Source organism: Sphingomonas mollis (assembly GCF_016427505.1).
Lineage (GTDB): Bacteria > Pseudomonadota > Alphaproteobacteria > Sphingomonadales > Sphingomonadaceae > Sphingomonas > Sphingomonas mollis.
Genome location: NZ_JAELXS010000014.1, coordinates 14,321 through 40,922, shown reverse-complemented (window position 1 = coordinate 40,922; position 26,602 = coordinate 14,321). Strand labels below are relative to the sequence as shown.

Sequence of the window (26,602 nt, the reverse complement as noted above, 5' to 3'; positions counted from 1 at the left end):
GCGGGGCAGCTCGGTGCGGTCGATCTCGTCGTCCGCATTGCGGTCCAGCGTCCGGAACCGCCGCGTCATCGAGCTGCTGTAATCCAGCCGGTTCCGAGGTTGCCTAAACCACGCAGCCATTCACGAACATCGGCGCTGCCAACTCCATCGCCCTACGTGCCTCACGCCGCCAGGTAAACAGCTGTGACGGACACCGTTTCACTTGGTAGTGGCAGTTAAACTGCCATATAAAATACTGATTTATAGACGTATTTTTCCCAAGCTCAGACCGGCGCGCCCGGGAAAAGCCTATAGTGTCAATGTAGGCTCAATGTTCATTCGGCGGATCTGTCCACGCGTCACTCCAGAGCCATCGATGAAACGACCAAAGGAACGACGATGCTGTGGTTTAAAGAGCAGCTGCCAATCCGGCAAAAAACGCTGGTCTTATTGGCGGTCACCATTGCATCTACCGCGCTCTCGGTGGCGGTGCCATTCGTGGCGGCTTTCGTCGGCTATCCGATCATCGGCGGCCTGGCAGGCTTTGTCATCGCCGCAGGCATGATCATGCTGGCGCATGGGATGCGTGAAGCGATTTGCGAGCCGTATATATCGACCGTCGTTCGCATGGAGGCGCTGGCCGGGGGCGACCTCGATACGATGATCGCATACACGCAGTATAAGGACTGCGTGGGTCGCATGACGAAGGCGATGTTCACCTTTCGCGAGACTGCGATCGCCCATGGACGACAGGCTGAAGCGCAGCAAGACCTGGTAGCGGTGCTGACCTCACACCTGACGTCGTTACGTAACGGCGACCTCACCGCGCTGATCAAGGCCGATCTCCCGATTGAGTATGCCGCGGTAAAGAGCAATTTCAACGATGCTATCGAAGGGATCCGTGCCCTCATCGCTGCCGTGTCGGATAGCGCGACTGCCATACGGATCGGATCGAGCGAGATCGCGCAGGCCTCGGAAGATTTGGCTCGTCGCACCGAGAGCAATGCAGCCTCACTGGAGGAGACTTCGGCCTCGGTGCTGCAGATGGACGGCCGGTTGCGCGCAACTGCGATGGCAGCGACGCGAACTGTTGAGCGAGCTGACCAGGCAATGGCCACTGTTCATGGGGGTCGGGCCGTTGCGGATGAGGCAGCTCGGGCAATGGCGGGCGTTTCAGAAAGCGCAAAAGGTATCGATGACGTTATCGAAGGTCTCGATAAAATCGCCTTTCAAACCCGGGTACTGGCTATGAATGCTGCGGTGGAAGCCGGCCGGGCGGGCGACGCAGGGCGGGGTTTCGCCGTAGTTGCCGACCTTGTGTCGGCGCTCGCAATGCGCGCCGAGGAAGAGGCGAAGCGCGCTCGCGACCAGTTGACGGTTACCCAGACCCAAATTGTAACGGCAGCCGACGCGGTGGCGAAAGTTGATAGTGCGCTGGCCGGCATCTCAAACGACGTGACGGAGGTCAACGCGCTACTGGCGACCATGGCGGCTGACAATCAGGCGCAGTCAACAGCAGTCTCCGAAATCTCGTCGGCCGTCGAGACCATGGACCGGTCAACGCAACAGAATGCTGCCATGGTCGAGGAGACATCGGCCGCGGCACGCAATCTCGCCAGTGAGGTTGCGACTTTGACCAGCAAAACGAGCCACTTCAAAATTTCAGTGCGCAATCAGCAACAAAATCGACGAGACATCACCAGGCCAGACTATACCAGGTCACAGAGCTATTCGTCATCTGGTGATATCTCAAAGCAATTCGCTCCGTTGACCGCCTGTGGCGACGATGATGACTGGAAGTCAGCTTAGATCGATCGGCTGACATCAAGGCGGACCTTACCCGTCCTCATACGCTCCCACCAAGATCTGGCGTTCTCCGAATAAATCAAAGGCTCTTGTCGAAAAGAGTCGTTGATTGATCGTGGCCGCTTTTTGAAAGGCGGGGGCAAAACGAGCGATGTCCAAAGACATCATGCTCTCCAATATCAAGGGTTATGCATGCGTCATCATGCCGTCGAGCCGCTCGTGACTAAACGATGCATTCATCGCTCCTCTCGCCTTGGTCAGGCGACAACAGAGCAGGGCAACAGCGAGGGCGTACCCTTGCTTTATCGTCCGACCTTTTGGCGATCTGCCGCAGCTTTGGTGTTGATGACCGGTACACCCCTGCCACTCTGGGCCGAATTGAATACGCCTATTGCAGCACGGGTGCTGACATTTCTGTTGCCGGCGCCAAAGGGGCCGATGCAGGCGGCGATCATATTCAACCCAGATAATGCCGCATCAATTGCCGATGCATTGGCGATCGAACATGCCATCGGCAGCGGCATGCCGGTCGGCAACACGGTTATCCGAACCAGGCGGATCGCCACCACGACACTGGATGGCCTGCGTGGCTATCGTGCTGCCTTCGTTACTGCCGGCCTGCGCAAGGAGCAGGAGGCCATCGCCGCTGCGGCGATCCGCAATTCTGTCGTGACGATCACGTCGGACCTTGCTTGCGTACAGGCCGGGCGGTGCGTGGTTGGCATCGGATCAGGTCCGCACACACAAATCACCGTCAGCCGCGCCGCATCCCGTGCGGTGGGTGCGAGATTCGGATCGGCATTCCTGATGCTGGTCAAGGAGATATGACCGTGAACTGCATGCGTTATCTTACTGCGGCGTCTGCCGTTGCTTTCGCAGCGCATCCTGCGATGGTCGGCGCTCAGACGATCGACTATCAAGCGCTTCAGGCAGTTGTCGGAGAGCCGGTCACCACCAGCGTGACAGGTAAGCCGCAACGTGCGTCGGAATTGCCTGCGTCGACGCTCATCATCACCGCAGATCAGATCGCCCGCTCGCCGGCGCGCGACGTGCCGGGCATTCTGAAAAGCTATGCCGGGATCGACGTCAACCGCTGGACAGCAGGACAAAGTGACGTCGCTGTGCGTGGCGGCGTGCAGACATACAATGCCCGATTGCTCGTGCTCGTCGACGGGCGGCAGGTCTATCTCGACCATTATGGCATGACCGACTGGAATCTGCTGGGGGTGTCCAACCAGGATATCCAGCAGATCGAACTGGTACGTGGACCCGCCAGCGCCCTGTTCGGCTTCAACGCCGCGAGCGGTGTGGTGAACATCGTGACCAGAAAGCCAGGGTCAACAGGTGCATTGAAGGCGACACTGAGTGCCGGCAATCACGGCGTCAGTCAGATGACGGCATCGCTGTTTCTGCCGATCACCGACTTCGTTGACGCCAAGCTGACCGGGGGGCGGCTGCGCGAGGACGAGCGCGACATTCCCCCCGGCATCGTCGGCAGGCCCCAATATCCCGTCGAGGCCGATCACGTGTCGGGAGAATTCCACTTTCAAGCCGACAGGACCAGCGCAACGTTCGGTGGGGGATACGCGTCGAACCGACAGCTCGAGTTCCTCCCGAGCCAATTATTGTCGAACCAGTTATATCGTAATGCCGACGTGCATGCCACGGTCAGGCAGGATACGGCCTGGGGCGGCGTGTCCCTCGACGGATTCATCAACTGGCTGGACGCGCGCTACGGCACGGATGGGAGCATCGGCGGCTTGACCCGCAGTCTCGAGCTCGCCAACCGGATCATGGTAGGCAAGGTGTCGGCCCTTTATCGCTTGGGCCGCGCCAATACGCTGCGCGTTGGTATGGAATACCGCAGCAACCGTCTGACCAGCGATGCACAATATTCCGATGTTATTTCTTATGAAGTAGCCTCGGCGAACGTGATGATCGATCTGAAGCCGACCGATCGGATAACGACGACCGGAGCTATCAGGATCGACCGTTTGTGGCTGGATCAGTCCGGCGTCATCGCGCTTCCGGCCGTGAACGATCCGGCGGAGTATGACCGGTTCTTCGATCGGATCAGTTTGAACGCAGCGATATTGCTGCAGGCCGGGTCCGATGGCCGGTTCCGTATCAATGTCGGTCGTGGCTATCAGTTGCCATCATTGACGAATTACGGTTTCCGCCTGTCCGTTCCCCTGCCGCCGCCCTATTCGATCGTTGTGGCCGGATCGCCGACGATCGCCCCGGTAGCTACCTGGAGCGGGGAGCTCGGCTATACCCGGCAGCTGCGGGGTTTCCGTGTCGATGCAACGGCGTTCTATACCCGCACGACCGGCACCATCGCGCCTCCCGTGCTGGCCTCACCCGAGCGGACGACGCTGATCTTCACGTCAAAGCCCACGATCGTACAACGATACTATGCCGCAGGCGACTATACGACCTATGGAACCGAGCTGTCGGTCGCAGGGCATGTGTCTTTTTTGACATGGCGGGCAAACTACACCTGGACGCATACGCGCGAGTCACTCGACGATCAGGGTTCACCCGCACCCATACCGCTGTCGCCATCCCTCACGACGCCGCGGCATAAGGCGAACATCGTGTTGGAATATGATCCGGGGGGTCAATGGAATTTCTCGACGGTGACCCGTTATACGGCCGCTACACGGCAATTCGCCACCGCCCCGGCTGTTCCGCTGGGGCAAGTAGCGCTGTTCGATGTCGACAGTGCGGTCGCATTGGACGCCCGGGTCGGCTTTCGCCCTTCCAGGGCATGGGAGGTGTTCGCCTCTGGTGAAAACCTGACAGTGGCCGGTGGCGCCTCGCTATCGCCGCTTCCGGCCGATCGGCGTGTCCGCATTGGATTGCGTCTCGGCCTGTGAAGCGCTCGTTTGCAATCCCGCACCACATGCTCACATTTGCGGATCGTTGCGCCGACCGTATCGAGTTGCGTGCGCGTCTCGCTGACCAGCCGTTCAGCAGGAAGGTGGCAGCGACACCTGTATTGCTACTGGCGCTCGTTCTGTTCATCGTCGCTATCAGTACGTTTGCCCTGATGATCGCCGACCGCAGCGTCGGACGGATCGTACGCACCGACATGCGCGACGTCAGCGAACTCAACATGGCGGCATTGCGCTTCGAATCGGTCGATTCCGCGCTGTACAGGTTATTGGTTGCGAAGGCTGCCAACCCCGAGACTGCGGTCGGCTTGCGTGCCGACGCGATAACGCGTGATCTCGGGATTGTACAAGGCCAGCTGATGGAGTTCCAGAGCAGGCATAAAGACGATGCGGCCGCACTGGACGCCGTTCAGGCCGATCTGGAACGCTATGGCGCGACAGTGAAGGTCATCACGTCGATGCTCGATGTCGATTTCGCGAGCAGCGCCGAAATGGTCGCTCCGTTCCATGCCCACGCTCGCCGCGTTGAGAGCAGGCTCAGAGCGATGGCGGCGGCGGGTGTGGAACGTGCCGACGCCGACGCGGCCGATGCCGTCTTCACAACGCGGGTAACCGTGATTGGTATCCTCTGCGGTTCGACGTTCGCCGCGGCGCTGGGAATGGTCATGGCCTATGTGATCAGCCGTTCGACCGTTCGATCGATCACCGGCATCACGACCGCCACCGATACCGTCATGCGCGGGGAAGAACCTGATTTTGCCGCACTGCGCCGCGGCGACGAACTTGGCCAGATGGTCCTCACCCTTCAAAGCTTCCATGAGCAGCGGTGCGAAACCAGATTGCTGGAACGACAGGCCACGCTACTTCGTGAAGACGCGCTGCGACAGGAAAAATGCCGGATCGAGGCGATCCGCCGCACCCGCGACGAAGCCGAGGCGAGCCGTCGCCGGGACCTGGCCGCGCTCGCGCAGACATTCGAGGCCAGCGTATCGACTGCCATTTGCGAGGCGCAGAAAGCAATGGCGCATCTTGACCATCACGCTGGCAACCTCAGCGAGGCGAGCGACGGCGATCGCAGGTTGGCCGTTGACCTCGATACGATTGCACGCCTGTTCACACAGGAAATGCTTGATGCCAGCAGAGCTACCCAGTCACTCAGTTGCGCGTTCGATACGATTGACCGCGCAGTCGAGGAGACCCGACAGGCGGCACATTCGATCATGCAGCATGCATGCAGCGCTTCCAGAGCGGTGGCCGGATCGCAGGCACAGGCGGCGACCATCACACATATCGCCGGCGTCATCGACGACATCGCGAAACAGACGAATATGCTCTCGCTGAATGCAGCGATCGAGGCGGCACAGGTCGGAACGGCCGGCGCTGGCTTTGCCGTTGTCGCAGCGGAGGTAAAATCGCTGTCAAAGCGCACCGGTGCTTCCACCAACGACGTGCGCCTTCAGATCAATGCGATGCAGCAACAGATATCAACCGTCGTGTCGAGCACCCGGAGCTTGACAGAGCTTATCGCGGACATGGACACCATTACGGAACGCGTAGCTGCAATGTCGCGGGGACAATCGTCGTCGATCGACAGGATCAACGGGCAGATCGGACAAGTGAGGGAGCGGACTGGCGCCCTTGCCGATGCAAACGAACGGATCAGCGCTTCAGCGGAAGAAAACCTGAATGCTGTGTTGCGACTTCGAACTGCAGGCGTGACGCTGGATCGAGCACTTGCCGGGCTCGCAAACGATGCGCAAGCATTCACTCGAAAGCTGCTCGTGGGCTGAAGCAAGGGACCAAGCAATCCGTTTATCTGCTCGAAGGGTCATTCACTGTGGCAGACGCCTGTGACATCCCGATATGCTTTATACCGTAAGCGCGGCGTGAAGGCCGCAGATTATGCGGCTTGCGCGGTAGGCTGATTTGCCGGGGACATCAGCGTGGTTGATACACCGCCTTGTTATTGAGCGTGGTTCTTTTGTGAGGCGAGTTTGCCGGCTTGACGGCGGATAGCGATGACGGCGACGGCGCGGCGGATGAAGCGTTCGTCGATGTCTTCGGCGTTGTAGGGGCCGCCGTACCATTCGCGCAGGCGGTCGTGTTCTTCGTGTGTCGGGTTGATCTTTCTTTGGTCTGACGGACACGCTGGGTTAGCCGGTCATGCGCTGCTCGGCTTGCTCAGGGGTCAGATACCCGAGGGCCGAGTGCATCCGACGCCGGTTATAGTAGCCTTCGATGTATTCGAACAGTGCCTGTCGGGCTTCCGCCTTGGATCTCCCATCGGCATTGGTGGACCAGTTCAACCGTCAGGGTGTGGAAGAAACTCTCCATCGGGGCATTGTCGTTAGCAATTGCCGGTGCGGCTCATCAAGGGCACGGCGCGGATCGCCGACAGGTAATCGACATAGGCACCGGCGGCATATTGCGGCCCGCGATCCGGTGGCAGATGAGGCCGGGCGCTGGACGCTGCCGCTGAGCGGCCTTCATCATGGCAGCGAGTGGCGGTTCGGTTCGCATATGGTCACGCATCCCCTCCGTACCCTTTCCAACGATGCTGCGCATCGCAGTAACCTTGGTCTGCTCCGCCCACCCGACGATCTTGCGAGTTGCCAGATCGAGTACCGCGGCCAGATACAGCCAGCCTTCGCCGGTTGCGATGTAGGTGATGTCGGCGAGCCAGATCCGGTTCGATGCTTTTGCTACGAAGCGTTGCGCCAACAGGTTCGGGGCAATCGGCAGATAGTGACGGCTGTCGCTCGTGCATGGTCGGAACCGGCGCCCGGCCAGCGCGCGGATGCAGTGACGACGCATCAGGCGCTCGATACAGTCACGGCTGCACTGCCGGCCCTCCGCCCGCAGGGCGGCATGCATCCGGGGAGACCCGTAGCGCCCCTGATGACGCACCTGGAGCCGATGCACGTCGCCGAGCAGCGCCATGTTCGCCGTCGTTCGCGCGATCGGGCACGTCAGATGCCACTAACCACTTGCCGAACAGCGCAAAGCCGCACGATTTCGCAAGGGCGACGGATGCAAGGTTGTCGAACTGGCAACGATATTGCGGCTCGTATCCCTCCCGGTGCGAAAAGTCGCTGATCGTCAGGACGACCGCGCGTGCGAAACCTCTTCCCCGAACATCGGAAAGCGTCAGGACGCCCAGGTCCGCGACCGGAGCGTTTTCCCAGCGACATGCGCTGGCGGCGCTGACCAATCGATCGCCGTCAAAACAACCGAACACCGCCCAATGATCGAGTTCGACGAACGCATCGTCGCGGTCCTGCTCTGATGCATCGGCTTGGAACGCCTCGAACGCAGCGCGATCCTCGATTGTGAGGCGACGTGCGGCAGTTGATCGACCGGATACGGCGTGTGTGTCCGCAGGAAGGTAAAACAGATAATCGGGATCGTGCAGGCTGACGCCGCCGCGTTCCAACAGGTCCTGTATGTCGGCAATCGACGCGACATCCGCCGCGGTAGGATGAAACCGGTCGATCAACTCGGGTCGCAATACGGTTCGCACCCAGCCATCGACCCCTTCCAGCACCATCGCCGGGCGTTTGGGGTTCAACTTTTCGCTTACCGCCCACGTCGAGCTGCCGTCACCGGCGAACGCTTCATGCCAGTAGTCCAGAACGGGCTTGGGGAAGATCGTCATGCGGCTGCCTTACCATAGCGGTACGCTGCCCCGTCACCCCACTTTCCCGTCGGGATCGGATAACGGGAAGCCGACCAGGCAACCCATGCCATATTGCGACACGTCCGGGTTATCCTGGACGCGACCGCCCGGTCGTGGAATGTCATTCGAGGAACGCGGCCCGGATCGGCAGCATCGCGGCGCCGATCGCCGCGGCATCGTCGCCGATTGCCGACGCCACCACCTGCGGTACAGGACGGCGATGACCGCGCCGAACCGGGTTGGTAAAGTGCAGCTTCCCGATCATCCGATCGGCCAGCTCCGGAGGCAGACGTCCTCCCAGCACGATCGTCGCAGTATCGAGCACGCCCGAAATCGCTGAGACTATGAGGTTCAGCGACGGCGCGCACCGATCGAGCCACTCTTCGACGGCGGGCAGAGACGGATCGAGATCACGCAGCATGGCGCGCAGGCCGTCATAGGAGGTTCCGTGCTCCGCCAGATGGCGGCGCAAGCTTTCGAGGTTGGGCTGCTGCCATCCCTCAGGCAGGATCGACGCGAATTCGCCGGCATTGCCGCTTGCCCCGCGCAGCGGCGCGCCGCGTGCCATCACGCCGCCGCCGAAGCCGGCCGCGAAATAAAGATAGGCGAAGTCGGTGCACGTTCGGCCGACCCCCAGCATCGCCTCGCCCACCGCCGCCACGTTGCCGTCGTTGTCGACCCACACCGGCCCGCCAAGAACCTCGGCGAGCAGATCGTCAAGCGGCAGCAGCGCCCATGGATTGAGCGCGGCGGGCGGGTTGAGCCGCGCGCCGTCGCCGATGAAATAGCCCGTCACGCCGCAGCCGATGCCCAGCAGGCGCGTCGGATCGAGACCGGAAGCCGCGACCGCCCGCGCGATCAACGCGGCGATCTGCCGCGCCCCAGCGTCGAAATCGGTCCGGTCCAGCGGTGCCGCCGCACGGAAGCGGATCGTGCCGGCGAAATCGACCAACACCAGCGTGACCTCGTCGGTCATGACCGACACGCCGACCGAGAAGGCCGCATCGGCCGCGAGGCGCAGCGGCGCGCCGGGCTTGCCGCGCCCGGCGATCTCCGGCGCGCCTTCCACCACCAGACCGCGCTCCAGCAGGGGTTCGATCAGCCGGCCGACCGAATGCGGGGCGAGCGCGGTCACGCGCGCCAGCTCGGCGCGCGAGGCGGCGCCGCGGCGCGAGAGGAGCGACATCACCACCCGCTCGTTCGCGGTCGCCGTCCGCTGTCCGTCTGCTCGGAGGAAGCGGGGATCGAAGGTGCCGGCGAAACGGTCGGTCATTCTGATGTTTGCGCCTTGCCGCGCCACGATTGTCAAGCGCCCCGGCAGGAGCAGCAGCGCGGCCATGAGACGCCCGGCCGCTGCGCCGACGGCGAGATCGTCAGCCCCGCAGCCGTGAAATGGCTGCAGCCATCGAGCGTCCCGTCATCGCCAGCCTCGCGCCAGCTTACCAACCATCGTATAGCGAGCATAGCTTCCCGCCCCCCGCGCGGGCCGTGGAAGCAACGCCCAACCGACGAAATCGGTGACGCCCACGATCGCGCCGAGCAGTAACGGCAGCGTCACGCCGCCGATCGCACGCAACACAGGCCGCACCAGCATACAGGCTGACCAGCGCCTGGATCGTCACCAGATCGCTGGCGGTCCACAACAGGCTCGTCACCCCATGAGCGACGTAATAAGCGGCGTGGACGCGAGCAGGTGTCAGCGAATCCAGCGCACCTTGTAGAGGTGAATGCCGTCGAGCGCGATGCGCCGTCGGTCGCTGCCGTCCGCCGCCATCACGGTGAAACCGCGCGCCCACCAGCTCTGCTCGGCCTGCACCCATGCGATCCTGTCGCCCGCCGCGCTCACCGACTTGATCCGCAGCGCGGGGTTGAGCGGCGCATAGGGCGCGAAGCTGCCGTCGTCGGGATCGAACCGCCATGCGCCGTCATCGGTGGTAACAAGATAGCGTCCCGTCTCCATTGGCGACAGGTCATGCCCGTCGCGACGGCCCGGCAAGGTCCAGCGCGTCGTCTCGTGCAGCCGTGCCCCGTTACCGCGGCCGCTAAGGCGGAACGCCTGCACCAGATCGTGCGACAGGGCGAACAGCCGCTGCCGCTTCGCATCCCAGACCGCGCCGTGTCCCGAAGGGAGCGGCAGGGTATGGATCACCCGCTCGCTGCGTCGCCGATCATAGAGCTGCAAACGGTCGCCGACGGGCGCGATCGACAACGCGATGGCGATCCGACCACCGGGCAACAGGTCCGCCGAATGCGCCATCGGCACACGCGCGCGAAAGACCACCCGCCCCGACACGCGATCGATCAGCACCGCCCCGCCGGTCGAGGCGGTGACGAGGATCAAGCGCCCGTCGTCGACCGGCTTGCACTCGTCGATGTGCGCGAGCAGCCGCTCACGATAGTCGGCGGGCAGCTCGGACGCCTCCCGCGCCGTCCAGCGCCACGTCTCCGCCGCGCGCCCATCCTCGATTCGCACTTCGCGGACCTGATCATCGCCGCAGGCATAAGCGAGCGGGCGCTCAGGTCCGACCGATCCCGACAGAAGCGCCAACCACATCAGCATGATTCATCACCGTTCGATCCCGGCAAGCCGCCATAGCATGCCGTCATCTTTATGTCACCTATAGTGAATAAATGACATGCAGATTGCTTCTCAGGGGGATATGAAATGTTGCGATTCACGGGGACGTTGCGGGCGATTATGCTGTCCACCGCCGTTCTTCCGCTTCCCGTTTTCGCGCAGGAGGCACCGCCACCGGTTTCGCCGGAGGCGACGGACGACATCGTCGTCACCGGTTATACGCGCCAGAATACTCAAGCCATCGCCGCCAAGCGCGACAACGACCGGATCGGCGAGTTCCTCGCCAGCGACGAGATCGGCCAGCAGCCCGATTACAACATCTCCGACAGCTTCCGTCGCCTGCCCGGCGTCACCACCGTGTTCGACGAGGACGAGGGCCGCTATGTCGGCATCCGCGGCCTGAGCCCGAACTTCACGGTCGGGACGCTCGACGGCGCGGTGCTGGCCACGGCAGAGCGCCAGAACCGGCAACTGAACATGGAGGCGATCCCGACCACGGCCGTCTCGGGGCTCGAGGTCATCAAGTCGCGCACGCCCGACGTCGAGGGCAACGCCATCGGCGGCATCGTCAATCTGCGCAGCCGGTCCGCGTTCGATCGCGGTATCCGCACCTTCGTCGGCAACGCCTTCATCGGCATGTCCGACAGCCGTGGCGTGCCGGGCAAGGGCTTAAACCGCCCGTCCGACGACGGCCTCAATTATCGCGCGGACGCGACCTTCGCGACCCGCTTCGGCGCCGACGAGCGCTGGGGGCTGGTGGTGACCGGCGCCTACAGCCGCAAGCGTCGCGACCAGGAGCGGCTCAACCCGACCAGCTACACAATCGTCAACGGCGTCACCGTGGCGAGCGGCATCATCTCCGCGGCCTACCCGAACACGGTGGATCGCTACGGCGGCACCGCGAAGCTCGAATGGCGCCCCGATCCGCGCGTCCAGGCAGAGGTGTCGGGCACCTATTTCCAGCAATCGGATAACGAGCTGCGCCATCAGCAGCAACTGACCCGCGGCACCGTGGACACCGCCCGCACCGCCAGCGATACCGCGCGGGTCAATACCGCAGGCGGCTTCCTGCGCTTCAACGACTTCCCGCTCGAAAAGCCGCTCTATGTCGCGCAGGGCAGGTTGCGGTGGACCGGCGACGACGGGCATCATGCGGCGGCACGCGGCAGCTGGTCGCGCGCGGTCTTCTTGGAACCGTCCAACCAGCTCCAGTTCAATCTGCCGACCAGCGCCGCCAACGCCTATACCCAGACGATGACAGGGGGCGTGCCGATAGCGGTACTCGACAATCCGGCGACCTTCACCGATCCCGCCGGCTACGCCTTCGCTTCCTACACCCCCTATCGCGACCGCTCGGTCGACATGGTGCGTGAGGGCCAGATCGACTGGGGCTATCGCGACACCGCGAAGGATCGCGGCCTGGGCCTGGGCGCGGGCATGAAATATCGCGCCGCGACACGCGGCTTCGACACCCGACAGGCGGTATGGGGACCGGCCAACGGCACGACGCTGACTGCCACCAACTTCGTGCTGCCCGAACGGTGGTCGCCGCTCTACACCGGCGCGCAGAACCTACCGCAGCCGCTGCTCGATTTCGCAGCGTTCCAACGCTACTTCACCGATAATCCGACCCGCTTCACGCTGAACGCGGCGCAGACGGGCCTCAACGAACGCCGGTCCGACTATATCGTCGGTGAGAAGGTGATGGCAGCCTATGTCCTGCTGCGCCATACCGGTGACCGTCACAGCCTCATCGCCGGCATCCGGTATGAGGACACAGAGACGACGATCGACGGCTTCCGTGTCGCCGGCAACACGCTGACGCCGCTTCGCCGCGGATCGGGCTATGATAGCTGGTTGCCCTCGGCCACGTTCAACTACGACCTGTCCGACCCGCTCAAACTGCGTCTCGCTTATTACAAGGCGATCGGACGGCCGAGCCCGAGCGACCTTGGAACCAACGAGACGCTGAACCAGACCACGCTGGTGCTGACGCGCGGCAATCCCGATCTGCGCGCGCGGGTTGCCCAGAATTTCGACGCGAGCCTCGAATATTACATGCCGGGCGATGCGGGGCTGATCTCGCTTGCGACCTTCTACAAGGACATTCGCGACGACATCTATTCGCGCGCAGCCGGCAGCGCAGTGATCGACGGCACGACGTATCAGGTGACGCAGCCGCAAAACCTGGCCGGATCGCGGGTTTTCGGGGTTGAAGGGGCGATCGTCGTCAACAAGCTGCGCTTCCTGCCTGGCCCGCTCGCCGACTTCGGCGTCTCGCTGAATACGACCTATCTCAACGGCAAATCGCGATTCCCGGACGGCGGCAGCTTCGACCGGCTGATCCAGCAGCCCGGGTTCCAGGGCAATGCCGCGCTGTTCTACCAGCGCGACTGGTTTCAGGCGCGAGCCAGCTACGCGCATATCGGGCGGCAATATACCTCGATCAGTCCGACTGCGCCGTTGACCAACCGTTATGATCGACCGTTCGATCAGCTCGACCTGCAGGCGCGGATGACCTTCGGCGCGATTCAGGTCATCGGCGAGATCCGCAACGCCACCAACGCGCATCGGGAGAACTTCGACGGACTGGGCACACGGGACCAGAATTTCTTCGGGCGCCAGTTCTGGCTGGGCGCGGCGGTGAAGCTGTGAGCGTGTGGCTTGCGGCCCTGGCCCTGGCCTTGGCAGCGGCGGGACAGGCGGCGTCCACCACGGTTCCGGACAGGCAGCTGTTCGACGGCGTCACCTATCGTGAGGAGCGGCGCACCGACGCCGCCGGCGAGCCGATGGTGATCCACATCGTCACCCTCGATCTGACGCGTCCGCGCCTGCGGATGGGGGTGACGCCACCCGATCGGTCGCGCGGCATGGAATATGTCGCCCACACCGTCCGCGACGCGCTGGTTGCCAACCACGCGCAGGTCGCGGTCAATGCCAGCTACTTCCTGCCCTTCTTCGGCGGGACACCGAAGGGCAGCGACTATTATCCACACACCGGGGAGCCGGTTTCCGTATCGGGCGCGGCGATCGGGGCGGGCCGCGTCGCATCGCCGGTGGAGATCGACCAGGATTTGCGCGTCTCGGCGATCCTGTGCCTCGGCCGCCGCAGCGAGATACGCGCCGGGCAACGCTGCCCAGCCGGGACCCGCGACGCGATCGCCGCCGGCCCGCACCTCCTGCATCACGGTCACGCCGTTCCGCTCCACCGCTCGCTCGCTGCGGAAGGCGGCAAGGGGCCGCGTACGGCGTTCGGCCTGTCCGCCAACGGCCGCCGCGCATGGATCGTCGTCGTCGACGGCCGACAGAAGGGCTACAGCATGGGCGCGGACAATGCAGCACTGGTCACGCTGTTTCGCGAGTTGGGCGGTAGCGACGCGATGAGCTTCGATGGCGGCGGCTCATCGACGTTGGCCATCGCGGACGGCAAAAGCGCGACCGTCCTCAATCGCCCCATCCACACCGGCATACCGGGGCGCGAACGGCCGGTCGCCAACGAACTTCTGGTTTACGCACCTGTACTCCTCGCCGAAGGGCGCTGATATGCGATGCCGACCGGCCCATATGCAACAATAGTGAGGCCGTTGAAAAATGCGCTGCTAATGGCCGGTCCGGTTGGGGGCGGAATAACACCCAAAGGTTTGCGATCCCGTCCCATTGGGATCGATACTAGGAATGCCCTGACCGTCTCATTCCCCGTTCGAGAGCGTCCGAAAACTTCCTGGCGTTGGGACCGACGTAAGCGCTTCACGGCAAGGTAGCGCGGGAGCTGATATTTTAATCCTCTGGGCGCCGGTGAGGCCGGGATAAGCGTCGTGTAGGGCGATATCGGGCTTGGAGGTGACGCGTTTGGAGGCCCGGATCAGGCCCTTGCCGCCCGGATCAGCCCCGGCACGCCGATGAGGGTGATGGCGCGCCTGAGATCGTAGGCGAGGGCGGTCAGGCTGAACTCGGCGCGGACCTTGTCCAGCCCGCGCATCAGGAACGCGCCCTGGTTCATTCATTGCTTGATCGAGCCGAACGGGTGCTCGACGGTGGACTTGCGGATGACGAGGATGTCGAGGCGCTTTGCGAGGCGTGTCGCCATGCGCTCGATGACCGCCTCGTGCTCGCCGCGATTGATGCGCTGCCAGCGACCCGTGGTGCAGCGCGCCTTGATCTGGCAGCCGGCACAGGCGGCGGGGCTGGAATACTGGACCGACAGATGCCCGCGCGTCACCGAACCGTAGCGGGTGTCGAGAACCTGCCCGCCGGACAGTGATAGGCGTCGGTCACGGGATCGTAGCGGAACCGCTGGGGCAAATGCCGCACGACGCTCGACGGCCTCGTCGGTATCCTTCGATACCACCCCGCGCACGGCTGCCTAAACCGTCACTGACCGCGATCATCTGGCCTAAACAGATCGAAATCGCAGCGGTGCCAGACTGACCTGGTTGGTCCCATGACCTACGATCTCATTTGGACGTGGCGCAAACCCGGCATCGAGATACGCGCAAATAACCCGATCGCTCCGTCAACCGTGAATTTGTGTCCCTATAATACACGCGGGCCCCAGTACGAGAATCGCCCAACTGGCCGTACGCATACGCTATATAATAAAATCCGGGATATGATATGAAGACAGCATTGGCTGGCAAGTTGTTCGCTACGACATTTCTGGCTGCAACCGGCCTGTACGCCGCTGATCAGAAGAGTGTCTTTTCGGCTAGCTCGATAGTGTCGATCGTATCGGGTAACTTGCGTGCCACGCCCCTGCCTTCACCTGATAAGGCAGTCCCGTTGCCCGTCATGCAAAGCGTTCACGCCGGCGTATGTACGACAGCGTCGTCGAGTTACCCTTGGCGTGCACTCGAAGTCCGGATGTGGACACCCCGCCTCACGCAGCAGTCAGAACCGATGGCGGACGAAACACTGGGTGCCGCGTTCGGTGCGCCGTTCGAGGCGCGGCTGGTGATCGCCTATGGCCAGAACCGGGGATATTCTCATCGTACGGCGGTGTTCGAGACTATTGATGGATGTCGCAGGGAATACCGGACCGATTCACTATCAGCGCAAGATGTCGCGATCATCGATGAGCAGGTCGCTCGCCATCCCTATCCCGTCGACCCCGCCGCCTATCCACTGGAATACGTCCCGGACGTCACTACAGAGGAGCGGCTGCGGGACGGGATCCTCGGAAATCACCAGACCCAGCACTTCACGCTTTGGTTCGGCACCAAGACAGGCAGCGCCAGCTATCGCTGGGCGCGTGACAACGGCCATGAGTGGAACAGCTACATGCAGCAGGTCGGCGCATGGCTCGAATACACTTGGGCCGTAAACAAGAACGCGCTGAATGCGCCGATGCCGTTCGGAGGCTCGAGCCGGAAACGAAAGATGGATGTTTTCATCTGCGGCACAGGCCTGCCGTGGTACGGCGCCGACGATGAAGTCCGGTCGGCGTGCGGGCCAAGTGCGGCGGAGAGCATGCAGTCCCCGCTGTGGGATCTCGCACCTGGTTCAACGACGGTGGTCCACGAGTTCGGGCACATGATCCAGTTCTACTCCGGCGGCTTTCGTGGTCGCGGCGGTCCAATCTGGGAGGTGGGTGCAGAGTGGAATTCGTTTGCTGTCAGCCCCGGCTCGGCCCGACGCGATGGTGTTTATCTAAGCAATCCCGAAAGCGGGCCGTTGTTTTCGAACGCCCGCTATGCGGCTTATCCATTCATGCAATATATCTACGAAACGGACCGCACCCGTGAGCTGGTCTGGCGCACCTGGCGTGAGAACCGGCGCGATGCGAATGGCGATACGCAGGAAGATTTCGTCGAGGCGCTTGTTCGATTAGGACAGGCCAGCGGTGCTTTTCCCCTCGGCTATTGATCGTTCGGCGATTTCATGGGGTGGTATGGCGCCCGACTGGTGTCGATGGATTTTGTCAATCGACGCGCCCTGCTGGATAACATCAGCGCGACGAAGGACGCGCTTTACCTCTCGCACTTTTACACGCCGCTCGCCACCGTCGCGTCCGTGCGCGATCCGAAGGTCTTCGCTGCACCGGCGGCGCGATCGCTGCTGCAATGGGGCACGCATATCGTCCCACTCACGCCCTCCGCCGCAAAGGTTTCCATCGCGCTCACCGGTGGCACGCGTGTGAACGGGGCGGCATGGCGCGTCAGCATCGTTTCGGTCTCGAGCGATGGCACGGCACACTACTCGCCGCTGGGCTCTGTGGAGGGAACCGGAACCGGCTCGACATCGCTCGACGTGGCAGCCGGCGGAAGGATGTATCTTGCCATCACAGCGACCCCATCTGTCTACGAGAGCCTCGAATGGCAACCGGACGGGGCTCCGACGAAGGGAACAAAATATCCCTATCGCGTGAAGATCGACGGGGCCGTGCCGTTCATGGGTGCTGCATCAGCGTGCAACCCGGCCGCTGTGCCTGCGTGGAACCTCAACTACAACACGAACGGGTTCCTCGCGGGCGGCAAGCCCTGTTGAGTCCTGCTTCACCCCACCATCACTGCATCAGGCAATCATCAGACACAGGATTTGATCGATGAAGAACGTTGTCGCCAGGTTTGCCGCTCTGGCCCTTACCGCCACCACTGTTTTCTCGGCATCGTCAGCCCAGGCGGCCAAGGTGGTCTATTCTTCCTCCGGACTGTTCGACGGATCCCTCGACGGAACTGCGTTCACCGGGAAATCCGTGGAGTTCGTTGGGATTGGCGACAATGCCGATACCTATGATGCGTTTGGAGAGCAGACGACGCCGCTCTCGTCGCTTCGTCTTGTGCTGAACGGCATAACCTATGCCATCGACGGCAAGACGTCAGTATTCGTCTCCTACGATGACGGGTTTGCCGGCTTCATCGGCGATGGCGACGCCGGAACCTTCGGGATCCTGCGTTTTGCCTTCAATCCAGGCGTCACGGGAGCCTCCTGGCCGGTAACCTTCTTTTCTGGTCCACTGACCAGCCCCGTCGTCACCACGGGCGGCATCCTCATCGTTACCGCTGGCACTGATATGACGTTCAGGAATAGCGATACCATATCCGCGGTTCCCGAACCGTCGACCTGGCTGTTGCTGATCGCCGGCTTCAGCGTCGTCGGCGTCGCCCTGCGATATAGGCGTACTGACAATGCCCCGTCCTCCGCCCAGCCTCGCGTCTGACGGAACCAACAGCGGTTTGTCTCAGGCGGATCCGGCCGATCGGACTATCGACCCTCAAAACGCCTTTCTGGTCGAATGGAAGGACTGAAAGTAGACGGTCAGATACCGAGGAGGTGTCACCAGCAATAGCTGGGAAACGCGGGGAGCACGTTACAGCCGGGGATTATGTCATAGGTGACGAGCCGCGCGTCAACCGAGGCGAAATACGTCGCCAGCCGCTCGCGGTTGAAGCTGCGCGCCCGCCTCCTCACCGGCTTCAGCCACGTCCGTCCACCGCCAGCAGTTCGTGCCCGAACAGCTCGACCTGGCCGCGATAAACTCGCGGAACACCGCCGGGTTGTATCGCGCTGGAAATCGGCGATGGTTAGGGTCGAGACTCATTCAGAGCCAGAAGGCCAAGGCGGTGGCGAGGGCTACGCCTGAGAGGAAGTTGGCGGCGAGCTTGTCGTAGCGGGTGGCGACGCGACGGAAGTCCCCTTCGACAAGCTCAGGACAGGCTTGAGGCGGCAGAAGGCGTTCTCGATGAGGTGCCGACCGCGGTATCGGTCCTTGTCGTAGCGGATGATGCGCTTGCGGTTGCGCCTGCCAGGGATGGGATGACCGGAACGGCACCCGCGTCGCGCAGCGAGCGGCGCAGCCGGTCGGCATCGTAGCCCTTGTCGCCAAGCAGGTAGCGCATGCGCCCGGCGCGTTCGAGGAGTACCGGTGCCGCTTTGATGTCGCTGACGTTGCCGGCGGTCAGCATCAGCGCATACGGGCGGCCAATGACGTCGGTGAGCGCGTGGACCTTGGTCGTCCATCCACCGCGCGAGCGGCCGATCGCTTGGTGCGAGTGCCCCCTTTTGCACCGAAAGCCGCGCGCTGAGCTTTCACGTAGGTGCTGTCGATCGCGGTGCTCCTCGTCACCGCGCCTGCATCCACCAGCGCGTCGAGCAGCTTGAGCCAGAAGCCTCGGTGCGACCAGCGGTTGAACCGGTTGTACACCGTCGTCGACGGCCCGTACTCGGCCGGGCAATCGCACCAGCGGCAGCCCACCTTCAGCACGTGCAGGATGCCCGAGATCACCCGGCGGTCATCCACCGCCGCGCGCCCGGCTGGTTCTTGGGCAGGTGCGGCTCGATCGATGCCCAAGCCTCGTCCGACAACCAGAACAGCGCCATGCCCGCATCTCCCGTGGTCCACCACCGTAGTGAATCAGGAAAGCCACCCCGCCTCAACCGGCTGATTGAGTTTGAACCCTATGCGACCGACCGCAAAGAAATCTTACCATGGGGAGCCGAATGTTTCAAAGCGAGGTGGTCAAGTGAATAGAGTAATCAGGCAAGTGGATGCCAAGCTCGTCGAAGTGCGGCATCGCTTTCGCTGGCACCATGAACAAAACGGACACAGCCAGCGCTTTAGCTGCGACTCTGCGACCTATTTGTGAGAGCCGCTTCCATAGCCAGCCCGCCGTGACGTAAAGCGGCATCAAGGCCGGCCACCCCCAGATCAATCCAGTGGCTGTTGAGAATTGATCGTGCATGATATCTTCCGACCAAAACGCCGATAAGCACCAGCCCAAGCCGAAGTAGCTTTCCCAGACAAGGTTCGTGCCCCACTGACCCGCCAAGACTTCAAACATCATTGTCGGGAAAATTGAGCAGGAGATCAGCGGGACTACCTGGAAAACAGCGCAAAACCGTGCTTTGCCAAAGTCCAGCATGCCGGAAAGTGTGGATTCCCATCCTAAAACAGCAATCGCGCATGTCGGCTTTCAGGAACAGCTTCAAAGCTCGCCTGTGGTAATATCCGGGCGACTGCCGGCTGGCCGCTCGGATCGCTGCCAATCGGAAGCGCGACCGGCGCAACATGGCCGACTGTGGAAGGCAGCTATGTGGTGCCGAAACCAGCCTCGCGTGTCCTTATTACGGCCTACCACGCAATCGACGCCCCGAGTTTCAATGTCCGCGGCCGAAGCGGCGTATATTGAGTCCGTCTCGTCAAGACGAAAGGATTGCCGCCGGCGAAGCGATCGCCCTTCACATCAAAGACGTTATCGAGCGTCGCGGTCAGCCGCAGCTTTCCCGTCGCCCATGATCCGCCCAAATGACCGGTGCCGAATTCGCCCTGCGATACGTCGAGGGGCGCCTGCGTGCCGACCGTTGACCGGCCGACATAGCGCCAGCCCGCCTCGACCCCGGCATCGCCATCGCGATCGATCGACCATCGATAGCCGACCCCCGCCGACAGGGCGAAGGGCGGCGTGTTGGGCAATCGCACGCCCGTCTTGTAGCGGGGCGCGGTATCGGCGGCGGCGACCGCGGTGTCGTTGAAGAACATTGCCAGATCGACGCGAAGCCCCGCCAGCGGCACCCAGTTGGCGCTGGCCTCGACCCCGCGGATGCGGCTGTCGCCGATATTGGCCGTGAACGGAAAGCCGAGCCGATCGACGAGATCGGCCTGGATGTTACGCCAGTCGGTGAGCGACAAACCGACCGACCCGGCCAGCCCCAGGGTCCCGCGGCGATCCTTGCGGATACCGATCTCGGCGACGCGGATCGTGTCTGGCTTCAGGTCGGCGACGCGGCCGACGCCGGACGCCACCGTGATCCCGCCGGTCCGGAACCCGGATTGATAGCGGGCATAGGCGGCGACCGATGGCGCCACCAGCCATGAGGCGCCGATCGTCGGATCGATCCGGGTGACGCTGCGCCCGCGGATATAGGCGTTGGTGCGCTGGCCATCGATCGGATCGCCGTCGGTGCGCTGATGCGTGATGCGCCCGCCGGTGGTGAGCGTGAACGACGGTGACAGCGCCATGCCGATCTCGCCGAACAGCGCCGTATCGAGCGTGCGGTTGGTGACGCCGGTGATGGGGCGCAGCCGGTCCGGCGCGCCATATGCCCGCGCATAGGTGTCACGCGCATGGATCACCGCGAACCCCACCAGCCAGCCGGCACCGTTCGCCCCGGTCCGCGACAACCGGGTCTCGTGCGACAGCAGGCGGCTGCGCTCTTCGGTGTCATAGGCGATCGGTGCGTTCGGGCGGGCGGGGCGTGTGGCGTCGAACCGGCTGTCGGCGTCGCGGCTGACGATACCGGTCGCCGACACCAGATGCAGGCCATCGTCCCAGCGCTTGTCGAGCACCACCCGCCCCAGCAGATAACGCTGGTCATAGGGCTGGGCCAGCAACGACGCCCGCGACAGGGCCGGCAGTCCCCGTTCGGCATATTGCAGGTCCCGCGCCGACACCCATTGCGCGACCATGCCCGCATCGATCGTCCACCCGGCGGCGGGCGCAGCGCGCAGATCGATGCGGGTGCCCGTCGTTGTCGTACCGTTGACGTCGTGCATACCGCGCCGGACGTCGTCGATATAGCCGCCCTCCGCGACCTGATATCCGACCGCGCGCAAGCCCAGGACGCCGGTGCTGATCGGCAGGTTGACCATCGCGGCGATGTCGCCACCGGGCTCCCCCGATTTCGTCGTCTCGATCCCGCCGGACATGTCGGCGGCGACTTGCGACAGATCGACCGCATGGGGCACCAGCCGCACGATGCCGCCGATCGCGCCGGCGCCGTACAGCGTGCCTTGCGGCCCCTCCAGCACCTCGACCTGATCGACGTCGTACAGGTTCAGACCGGGATCGGGGCCGTTATAGGCGACCGGAACTTCGCCGAAATAGACATTGGCGGTCGTCTGCGTCGGGCCGGTGAAGCTGCTGTCGGCGACCCCACGGATGAACAGCTTGTTGCGGCCGGCGCCGAGCGCGGTGCTTTGCAGGATCGGCGACGCGGCGATCGCCTGATCCATCCCGTTGGCGGCATCGTCTCCGAAAGCGAGACCCCCGCCCGGTCGCAGCACGGTGAGCGCCCCCGGAAACCGCAGGCGTGAGGTGTCGCGCTTGGTGGCGGTGACGACGATCTCGGGCGCGGGTTCGACCGGCGGCTTCGGGGTCGCCCGCACCGGACGCGACTGCCGGGGCAAGGGCGGCGGGCGACGGACGATGCGAAAGCTGTCGGGCGCCAGCTGTTTCGCGACAAAGGGCGTTCCCGCCAGCAATCGGTCCAGCGCTGCGGCGGCGGTCAGCCGGCCGCGCACGCCGCGCGTGGCGACGCGGCCCAACCCGCTTTCCGCGCTGCCGATATCGACGCCGGCCTGCTGCGCCAGAATCGCGATGGCACGATCGAGCGACACCGCCGCGACACTGATCTGCCGCCGCGACGCCGCATGAGCGGCAACGGGGTGCGTGACGGAGAGCGACAGCAGGACGGACGGCAACAAGACGTGGCGGACGTTACGGACCGGCGTGACCTCCGCCGACCAGCGTCCAGCGTCCGGCGCCGTTCTGCACGGCGCGCGCACCGATCAGCGCCGCCGCGCGCGGCACGATCCGGTCGGCGTCACCGGTGGTCCGGATCGAACCGGTGAACGGCGTGTCCGCCAGCGCCGGCGCGACATCGACCGTCGCGCCCGTGCTGCGGGCCAGTGCCGCCGCCACCAGCCGTACCGGCGTCTGCTGGAATACCAGCCGCCCCTGTCGCCAGCCGCCGACATCGCCGACCGCGATGCCCGACATGCGCGGCGCCTCGCCATCGACATGCGACAGCGCCGCGCCGGAGGTCAGCATGATGCGGTCGCGATCGGGCTGGAACAGCACCGCGCCCTCGGCCACCTGCACCCCCAGATGCGGACCGACGCGCGTGACGTTGAACACGGTGCCGACATCCTGCAACCGCGTTTCGCCCGACTGCACGACGAACGGCCGGGCGGCGTCGTGCGTCACGCGGAACGTCGCCTCGCCGCGTTCCAGCGTCACCAGTCGCGACGCGCGTTCGTCGATCGCCAGGCGCGTGCTGCCGTTCATTTCGATCCGGCTGCCATCCGCCAGCACGATCGCACGGCGGATGCCGGCCGGCGTCTCGACGATCCGCGCCGCGCTGGCCGGTTCCTCATTCAACATCAGGACGGCGCCCGCCAGCCCGACCGCCGCCAGACCACCGAATGCACCCATTACCCAGCGACGGCGCGCCGGTGGCCGGTCGTCATTGGCGGCCACCGGTGGCACATGGTCCGACCAGTCGGGCGGCACCAGCGCATCCTCCAGCTCGGCATCGGCACGCGACAGCGCGTCATAGGCGCGTGCGTGCGCCGCATCCGCCTCCAGCCACGCCGTGAACACCAGCCACTCGTCGGCACTGGCGGTCGGCAAACGAAGATGCCATGCGACCGCATCGGCGGCAGCCGGCATCGCATCGTCTTCGTTATCGGCCATCGCGACGGTCCTCCTCAGGGGTAAGACGTTCTGGCGGTCCGACGTCCGCACCAGAGATTGATCGCTGAAGATGGATTCTCCGATAAGCGCGGTGCAGCAGCTTCTCGACCCCGCTGACGGTGATGCCCATGCGGTCGGCGATCGCCCTTTGGGGCAACCCCTCGAACCGGTACAGCCGGAACGCGGTGGCGACCCGTTCGGGTAGTGCCGCCAGCGTCGCCTCGACCCGCGCAAGGCGTTCGCGGGCGATCATCGCGCGCTCGGCGTCGGGCTGTTCCTGCGCGGCGGGTCGCGTTTCCATCCAGCCGGTGTCGCGATCGATGCGCCGTGCGGCCTGCCGTCGTCGGTCGACGGCGATGTTGTTGGCCATGCGGAAGAGATAGCTGACCGGCTCAGCGATCGGGCCACCGCTCACCGTACCCAGTTTCAGCCACAGGTCCTGCAGCGCATCCTCCGCCTCCTCGATACTGCCGAGCCGGGTGACGAGCAGCCGCAGGAACATCGCCCGTTCGGCGAGGAAGACCGCGCAGAGTCCGCCCTCGGTCATGACTGCGCGTCGATGCGGAACATCGCCGCCAGCGCGACGATCGCGACGCCGTTCTGCAACAGCGCATGCCACCCCGCGCCGTCGGTGCCGAACAGCCATAGCATCAGCGGCAGCAGGGGATAGAGCGCCAGACTGGTCACCAGCCCCACCGTCATCGACCGGCCGGGCAGCCCCAGGGCGGTGAGGCCTGCGGCCAGCGGCGCGCTGGCCAGGCCGGCGGTGCGCGCCCCCGCGACCAGGATCATCAGCAGCGTTCCGCCGGCGAAACTCGCGCCGCCCAGCGTGACGAGCAGCCAGTCGCCGATCAGCGCCAGGACCAGCACGATCGGGATCGCCACGGACAGCGCCAGCACGACACTGCGCCACACGGTATGGCGTAACGCCGCCAGTTCGCCGCGCGCGACCTGCGCCGCCAGCACCGCGTAGCTCGCCTGACTGAGCAGGACGGTCGGCTGGGCCAGTAACGACGTCGCCCGCTGGGTCAGCGCCAGCAGCCCCGCCGCCGCCGGTCCGAGCAGCCAGCCCACTGTCAGCGGCGCCAGATTAGGCGCCAGTTCGCGGACCGTGATGTCGAAATTGGTGATGAGGATGAAACGCTTCAGCCCCTCGGTATCACGCGCCGCGCCCCGCCATGGTCCGCGCACCGGCTCGCCCGCCGCCAGCCGTCGCCACGCAATCAGACCGAAGCCCCACATCGCGATCCCCTCGGCGACGGCCGCCACCAGCCAGACCGTGATGAATCCGATCAACCCGCCACCGGCAAACCAGACCCCCAGCGCGCCGATCAGCCGGATCAGCGGCGACACCGCCTGATGAAGGCCGATCAGATCGAACCGCCCCGCGATCTGCAACAAGCCTTGCGGCGTCGCGCGGACGGTGGCGATCACCGCGAGGCTATAGGGGACGGCGATGCGGATCGTATCGGCCGACCAGCCCAGCCGGGGCCCGATCAACGGCACCAGCAACGCCGCGACGATCACCGCGACCGCACCACACGCCAGTTCGATGACCGCCATGAACCGGACGATCCGGGCAAATCCCGCGCGGTCCCCCGATTCCAATGCCAGCCCGCCATAACGGACGACACCGTGGAAGCCGGAGAATGCCAGCACGCTGCCCACCAGCACCGCATAGGCGTTGACCAGCACCAGCACGCCATAGTCGGTCGCGCCCAGCCGATGGGTGACCAGCACCAGATAGATCAGGCTGATGAGCCCCGCCGCCACCTTGCCGCCGAGCAGATGACCGAGATTGGCCAGCACCAGCCCGACGCCCGATCGGCCGGCCGGCGGTGATTCTCCCGTGGATGACGCGCGACGAATGAGCGATCGCATCGCGGGCCTTTAGGAGAGACGCGCTGCGCCAGCGACCAAAAAGTTCCCTGTCGCAGCGAAACTAATGATAATTTTAATGAGGAAGATCGCGGTCGTCGCCGTCTACCGCATATGAAAATCGGTTTTCTGTTCAATCACGATCAGGTCCATCAGGTCGCCCATGCCCTGCCGACCGCGCTGGCGATGGCCGAGGGTTATCCGCAGGCGGAAATCGTCGTGGCGACCACGAACGATCGACTGACGCACGAGGTGCGACGCCTGTGCGAGCGGCTGGGCGTGACGGTGCCGCTGATCCAGCTGGGCCTGCGTCGCCGATCGACCCGCGCGCTGGCCGGGGCGCTGGAATGGGGACTGCCGGTCACGAAGGTCGGCGTGTACCGCGACAATCTCGATTTCTTTCGTTCGCTCGATGCGCTGGTAGTGGCGGAGAAGACGTCGCTGCTGCTGAAGACGCGGTACGGGCTGAAGGATCTGAAGATCATCCACACCCGCCACGGCGCCGGCGACCGCGCGATCGGGTTCAACAAGCATAGCGCCACGTTCGATCACGTGCTGGTGTCGGGCAACAAGATCCGCCAGCGCCTGATCCGCGAGGCCGGCGTCGCGCCGGACCGGATGAGCCTGATCGGTTATCCCAAGTTCGACCTGATGCCCGATCCCGCGCCGCGCCTGCCGTTCCAGGCGAACGGCAAGCCGACCGTGCTCTACAACCCGCACCCCTCGCCGCATCTGTCGTCCTGGTATGCGCAGGGCCGCGCGGTGCTGGAGCATTTTCTGCACGACGATCGCTACAACCTGATCTTCGCGCCGCACGTCATGCTGTTCCATCGCAAATTCGTGATGACGATCGACAAGCTGCGGATCGACCGTGCCGGCACGATCGACCAGCGTTTCCATGACGCGCCCAACATCCATATCGATCTGGGCAGCGCCGCGTCGACCGACATGACCTATACGGCGGCGGCGGACATCTATCTGGGCGACGTCAGCAGCCAGGTGTATGAATTCCTCCACCGGCCCCGCCCGTGCGTGTTCGTCGATGCGCATGCGACCGCGTGGCAGGGCGATGCGAACTACGCGCACTGGCAGGCGGGCGAGGTCGTCACCGGGGCTGATCGGTTGGGCGAGGTGCTCGACCGCGCGGTGGCGCAACATGATCGCTATCGCCCGGTGCAGCGCGCGCTGTTCCAGCGCAGTTTCGAGCTGACCGAGGAGCGGTCCGCCGTTCGCGCGGCGCGGGCGGTGATGAGCGTGCTGGGGCAGGCGACGCCCAGCATCCTGCCGGAACGCGAAGCGGCCGTGGCGGCGACGGAGGGCTTGCGCGTCGCCTGAACGGCGGCGACAAGCGCGGCATCAGGGCGCCGCGGCGTCATCC

The 26,602-nt window shown here is 64.2% G+C and carries 19 protein-coding genes and 4 pseudogenes; 10 read left to right on the top strand and 13 right to left on the bottom strand.

Annotated elements, in window-relative coordinates; all coding sequences use genetic code 11:
* The first annotated feature begins 378 nt into the window (after window positions 1-378).
* The 5 genes from JAO74_RS17240 (at window position 379) to JAO74_RS17220 (ending at window position 6,822) form a co-directional block, all read left to right on the top strand.
* Window positions 379-1,788 (top strand): methyl-accepting chemotaxis protein, encoded by a 1,410-nt coding sequence (locus JAO74_RS17240; protein ID WP_199041116.1) that lies wholly within the window; start codon window positions 379-381, stop codon window positions 1,786-1,788.
* A gap of 189 nt (window positions 1,789-1,977) precedes the next feature.
* Window positions 1,978-2,613, top strand: a complete 636-nt coding sequence (locus JAO74_RS17235) for a hypothetical protein (protein ID WP_199041113.1) — start codon at window positions 1,978-1,980, stop codon at window positions 2,611-2,613.
* Window positions 2,614-2,624: 11 nt separating this feature from the next.
* Window positions 2,625-4,664 carry a TonB-dependent receptor plug domain-containing protein gene (locus JAO74_RS17230; protein ID WP_233151151.1) on the top strand — a complete coding sequence of 680 codons (2,040 nt, stop codon included), beginning with the start codon at window positions 2,625-2,627 and terminating at the stop codon, window positions 4,662-4,664.
* Complete coding sequence (locus JAO74_RS19185) at window positions 4,661-6,472, top strand: methyl-accepting chemotaxis protein (RefSeq protein ID WP_199041107.1); 1,812 nt, start codon at window positions 4,661-4,663, stop codon at window positions 6,470-6,472. The genes JAO74_RS17230 and JAO74_RS19185 overlap by 4 nt, the downstream gene beginning before the upstream one ends.
* Before the next feature lie 212 nt (window positions 6,473-6,684).
* Window positions 6,685-6,822 carry a hypothetical protein gene (locus JAO74_RS17220; RefSeq protein WP_199041104.1) on the top strand — a complete coding sequence of 46 codons (138 nt, stop codon included), beginning with the start codon at window positions 6,685-6,687 and terminating at the stop codon, window positions 6,820-6,822.
* Between the two features lie 13 nt (window positions 6,823-6,835).
* On the opposite strand, the pseudogene JAO74_RS17215 reads toward JAO74_RS17220, so the two are convergent.
* The 5 genes and pseudogenes from JAO74_RS17215 to JAO74_RS17200 form a co-directional block, all read right to left on the bottom strand.
* A pseudogene (locus JAO74_RS17215) lies at window positions 6,836-7,661 on the bottom strand (DDE-type integrase/transposase/recombinase); the annotation flags it as partial.
* A gap of 19 nt (window positions 7,662-7,680) precedes the next feature.
* Window positions 7,681-8,229 (bottom strand): annotated as a pseudogene (locus JAO74_RS18915) (GNAT family N-acetyltransferase); the annotation flags it as partial.
* A gap of 250 nt (window positions 8,230-8,479) precedes the next feature.
* Entirely contained in the window at window positions 8,480-9,631 is a 1,152-nt protein-coding gene (locus tag JAO74_RS17210) for an ROK family transcriptional regulator (protein ID WP_199041101.1), read from the bottom strand.
* 144 nt (window positions 9,632-9,775) lie between these two features.
* Entirely contained in the window at window positions 9,776-9,952 is a 177-nt protein-coding gene (locus tag JAO74_RS17205; protein ID WP_233151150.1) for a hypothetical protein, read from the bottom strand.
* A 102-nt stretch (window positions 9,953-10,054) separates the two neighbouring features.
* Complete coding sequence (locus JAO74_RS17200) at window positions 10,055-10,912, bottom strand: DUF6528 family protein (RefSeq protein WP_233151149.1); 858 nt, start codon at window positions 10,910-10,912, stop codon at window positions 10,055-10,057.
* Window positions 10,913-11,023: 111 nt separating this feature from the next.
* Between JAO74_RS17200 and JAO74_RS17195 the strand changes: the two genes are divergently transcribed.
* Complete coding sequence (locus JAO74_RS17195) at window positions 11,024-13,591, top strand: TonB-dependent receptor (protein ID WP_199041095.1); 2,568 nt, start codon at window positions 11,024-11,026, stop codon at window positions 13,589-13,591.
* Window positions 13,588-14,478 carry a phosphodiester glycosidase family protein gene (locus JAO74_RS17190; RefSeq protein WP_199041092.1) on the top strand — a complete coding sequence of 297 codons (891 nt, stop codon included), beginning with the start codon at window positions 13,588-13,590 and terminating at the stop codon, window positions 14,476-14,478. The genes JAO74_RS17195 and JAO74_RS17190 overlap by 4 nt, the downstream gene beginning before the upstream one ends.
* Window positions 14,479-14,798: 320 nt before the next feature.
* Here the strand turns inward: JAO74_RS17190 and JAO74_RS17185 are convergent, their stop codons facing one another.
* A complete protein-coding gene (locus tag JAO74_RS17185; protein WP_199041090.1) occupies window positions 14,799-14,936 on the bottom strand; it encodes a hypothetical protein in 138 nt (45 codons plus the stop codon).
* Window positions 14,937-15,293 carry a hypothetical protein gene (locus tag JAO74_RS18910; protein WP_233151148.1) on the bottom strand — a complete coding sequence of 119 codons (357 nt, stop codon included), beginning with the start codon at window positions 15,291-15,293 and terminating at the stop codon, window positions 14,937-14,939.
* Window positions 15,294-15,550: 257 nt separating this feature from the next.
* Between JAO74_RS18910 and JAO74_RS18905 the strand changes: the two are divergent.
* Window positions 15,551-17,419: pseudogene (locus tag JAO74_RS18905) on the top strand (DUF6055 domain-containing protein).
* Window positions 17,420-17,477: 58 nt separating this feature from the next.
* On the top strand, window positions 17,478-18,092 hold the full coding sequence (locus tag JAO74_RS17165) for a PEPxxWA-CTERM sorting domain-containing protein (protein ID WP_199041079.1): 615 nt from the start codon (window positions 17,478-17,480) through the stop codon (window positions 18,090-18,092).
* Between the two features lie 381 nt (window positions 18,093-18,473).
* Here JAO74_RS17165 and JAO74_RS17160 read toward each other — a convergent pair.
* The 6 genes and pseudogenes from JAO74_RS17160 to JAO74_RS17135 form a co-directional block, all read right to left on the bottom strand.
* Window positions 18,474-19,252, bottom strand: a pseudogene (locus JAO74_RS17160) (IS5 family transposase).
* 125 nt (window positions 19,253-19,377) lie between these two features.
* Entirely contained in the window at window positions 19,378-19,794 is a 417-nt protein-coding gene (locus tag JAO74_RS17155; protein WP_199041077.1) for a hypothetical protein, read from the bottom strand.
* 209 nt (window positions 19,795-20,003) lie between these two features.
* Complete coding sequence (locus tag JAO74_RS17150) at window positions 20,004-22,355, bottom strand: TonB-dependent receptor (protein WP_233151147.1); 2,352 nt, start codon at window positions 22,353-22,355, stop codon at window positions 20,004-20,006.
* Window positions 22,356-22,368: 13 nt separating this feature from the next.
* Window positions 22,369-23,346 carry a FecR family protein gene (locus tag JAO74_RS17145; protein WP_199041073.1) on the bottom strand — a complete coding sequence of 326 codons (978 nt, stop codon included), beginning with the start codon at window positions 23,344-23,346 and terminating at the stop codon, window positions 22,369-22,371.
* On the bottom strand, window positions 23,336-23,893 hold the full coding sequence (locus JAO74_RS17140) for an RNA polymerase sigma factor (protein WP_199041071.1): 558 nt from the start codon (window positions 23,891-23,893) through the stop codon (window positions 23,336-23,338). Before JAO74_RS17140 ends, JAO74_RS17145 begins: the two co-directional genes overlap by 11 nt.
* A complete protein-coding gene (locus JAO74_RS17135) occupies window positions 23,890-25,227 on the bottom strand; it encodes a lipopolysaccharide biosynthesis protein (protein WP_233151146.1) in 1,338 nt (445 codons plus the stop codon). The genes JAO74_RS17140 and JAO74_RS17135 overlap by 4 nt, the downstream gene beginning before the upstream one ends.
* 111 nt (window positions 25,228-25,338) lie before the next feature.
* On the opposite strand from JAO74_RS17135, the gene JAO74_RS17130 reads away from it, so the two are divergent.
* Window positions 25,339-26,559 (top strand): hypothetical protein, encoded by a 1,221-nt coding sequence (locus JAO74_RS17130; protein ID WP_199041069.1) that lies wholly within the window; start codon window positions 25,339-25,341, stop codon window positions 26,557-26,559.
* The last annotated feature ends 43 nt before the right edge of the window (window positions 26,560-26,602 follow it).

Excerpts from the sequence above, each read along its gene's own strand:
- JAO74_RS17165 (WP_199041079.1), top strand. The coding sequence starts at position 17,478 with ATGAAGAACGTTGTCGCCAGGTTTGCCGCTCTGGCCCTTACCGCCACC.
- JAO74_RS17240 (WP_199041116.1), top strand. The coding sequence starts at position 379 with ATGCTGTGGTTTAAAGAGCAGCTGCCAATCCGGCAAAAAACGCTGGTC.
- JAO74_RS17155 (WP_199041077.1), bottom strand. The coding sequence starts at position 19,794 with ATGCTGGACTTTGGCAAAGCACGGTTTTGCGCTGTTTTCCAGGTAGTC.
- JAO74_RS17195 (WP_199041095.1), top strand. The coding sequence starts at position 11,024 with ATGTTGCGATTCACGGGGACGTTGCGGGCGATTATGCTGTCCACCGCC.
- JAO74_RS17210 (WP_199041101.1), bottom strand. The coding sequence starts at position 9,631 with ATGACCGACCGTTTCGCCGGCACCTTCGATCCCCGCTTCCTCCGAGCA.
- JAO74_RS17185 (WP_199041090.1), bottom strand. The coding sequence starts at position 14,936 with ATGAACCAGGGCGCGTTCCTGATGCGCGGGCTGGACAAGGTCCGCGCC.
- JAO74_RS17140 (WP_199041071.1), bottom strand. The coding sequence starts at position 23,893 with ATGACCGAGGGCGGACTCTGCGCGGTCTTCCTCGCCGAACGGGCGATG.
- JAO74_RS17235 (WP_199041113.1), top strand. The coding sequence starts at position 1,978 with ATGCGTCATCATGCCGTCGAGCCGCTCGTGACTAAACGATGCATTCAT.
- JAO74_RS17205 (WP_233151150.1), bottom strand. The coding sequence starts at position 9,952 with ATGCTGGTGCGGCCTGTGTTGCGTGCGATCGGCGGCGTGACGCTGCCG.
- JAO74_RS17130 (WP_199041069.1), top strand. The coding sequence starts at position 25,339 with ATGAAAATCGGTTTTCTGTTCAATCACGATCAGGTCCATCAGGTCGCC.
- JAO74_RS17135 (WP_233151146.1), bottom strand. The coding sequence starts at position 25,227 with ATGCGATCGCTCATTCGTCGCGCGTCATCCACGGGAGAATCACCGCCG.
- JAO74_RS17200 (WP_233151149.1), bottom strand. The coding sequence starts at position 10,912 with ATGTGGTTGGCGCTTCTGTCGGGATCGGTCGGACCTGAGCGCCCGCTC.
- JAO74_RS17145 (WP_199041073.1), bottom strand. The coding sequence starts at position 23,346 with ATGGCCGATAACGAAGACGATGCGATGCCGGCTGCCGCCGATGCGGTC.
- JAO74_RS17230 (WP_233151151.1), top strand. The coding sequence starts at position 2,625 with ATGCGTTATCTTACTGCGGCGTCTGCCGTTGCTTTCGCAGCGCATCCT.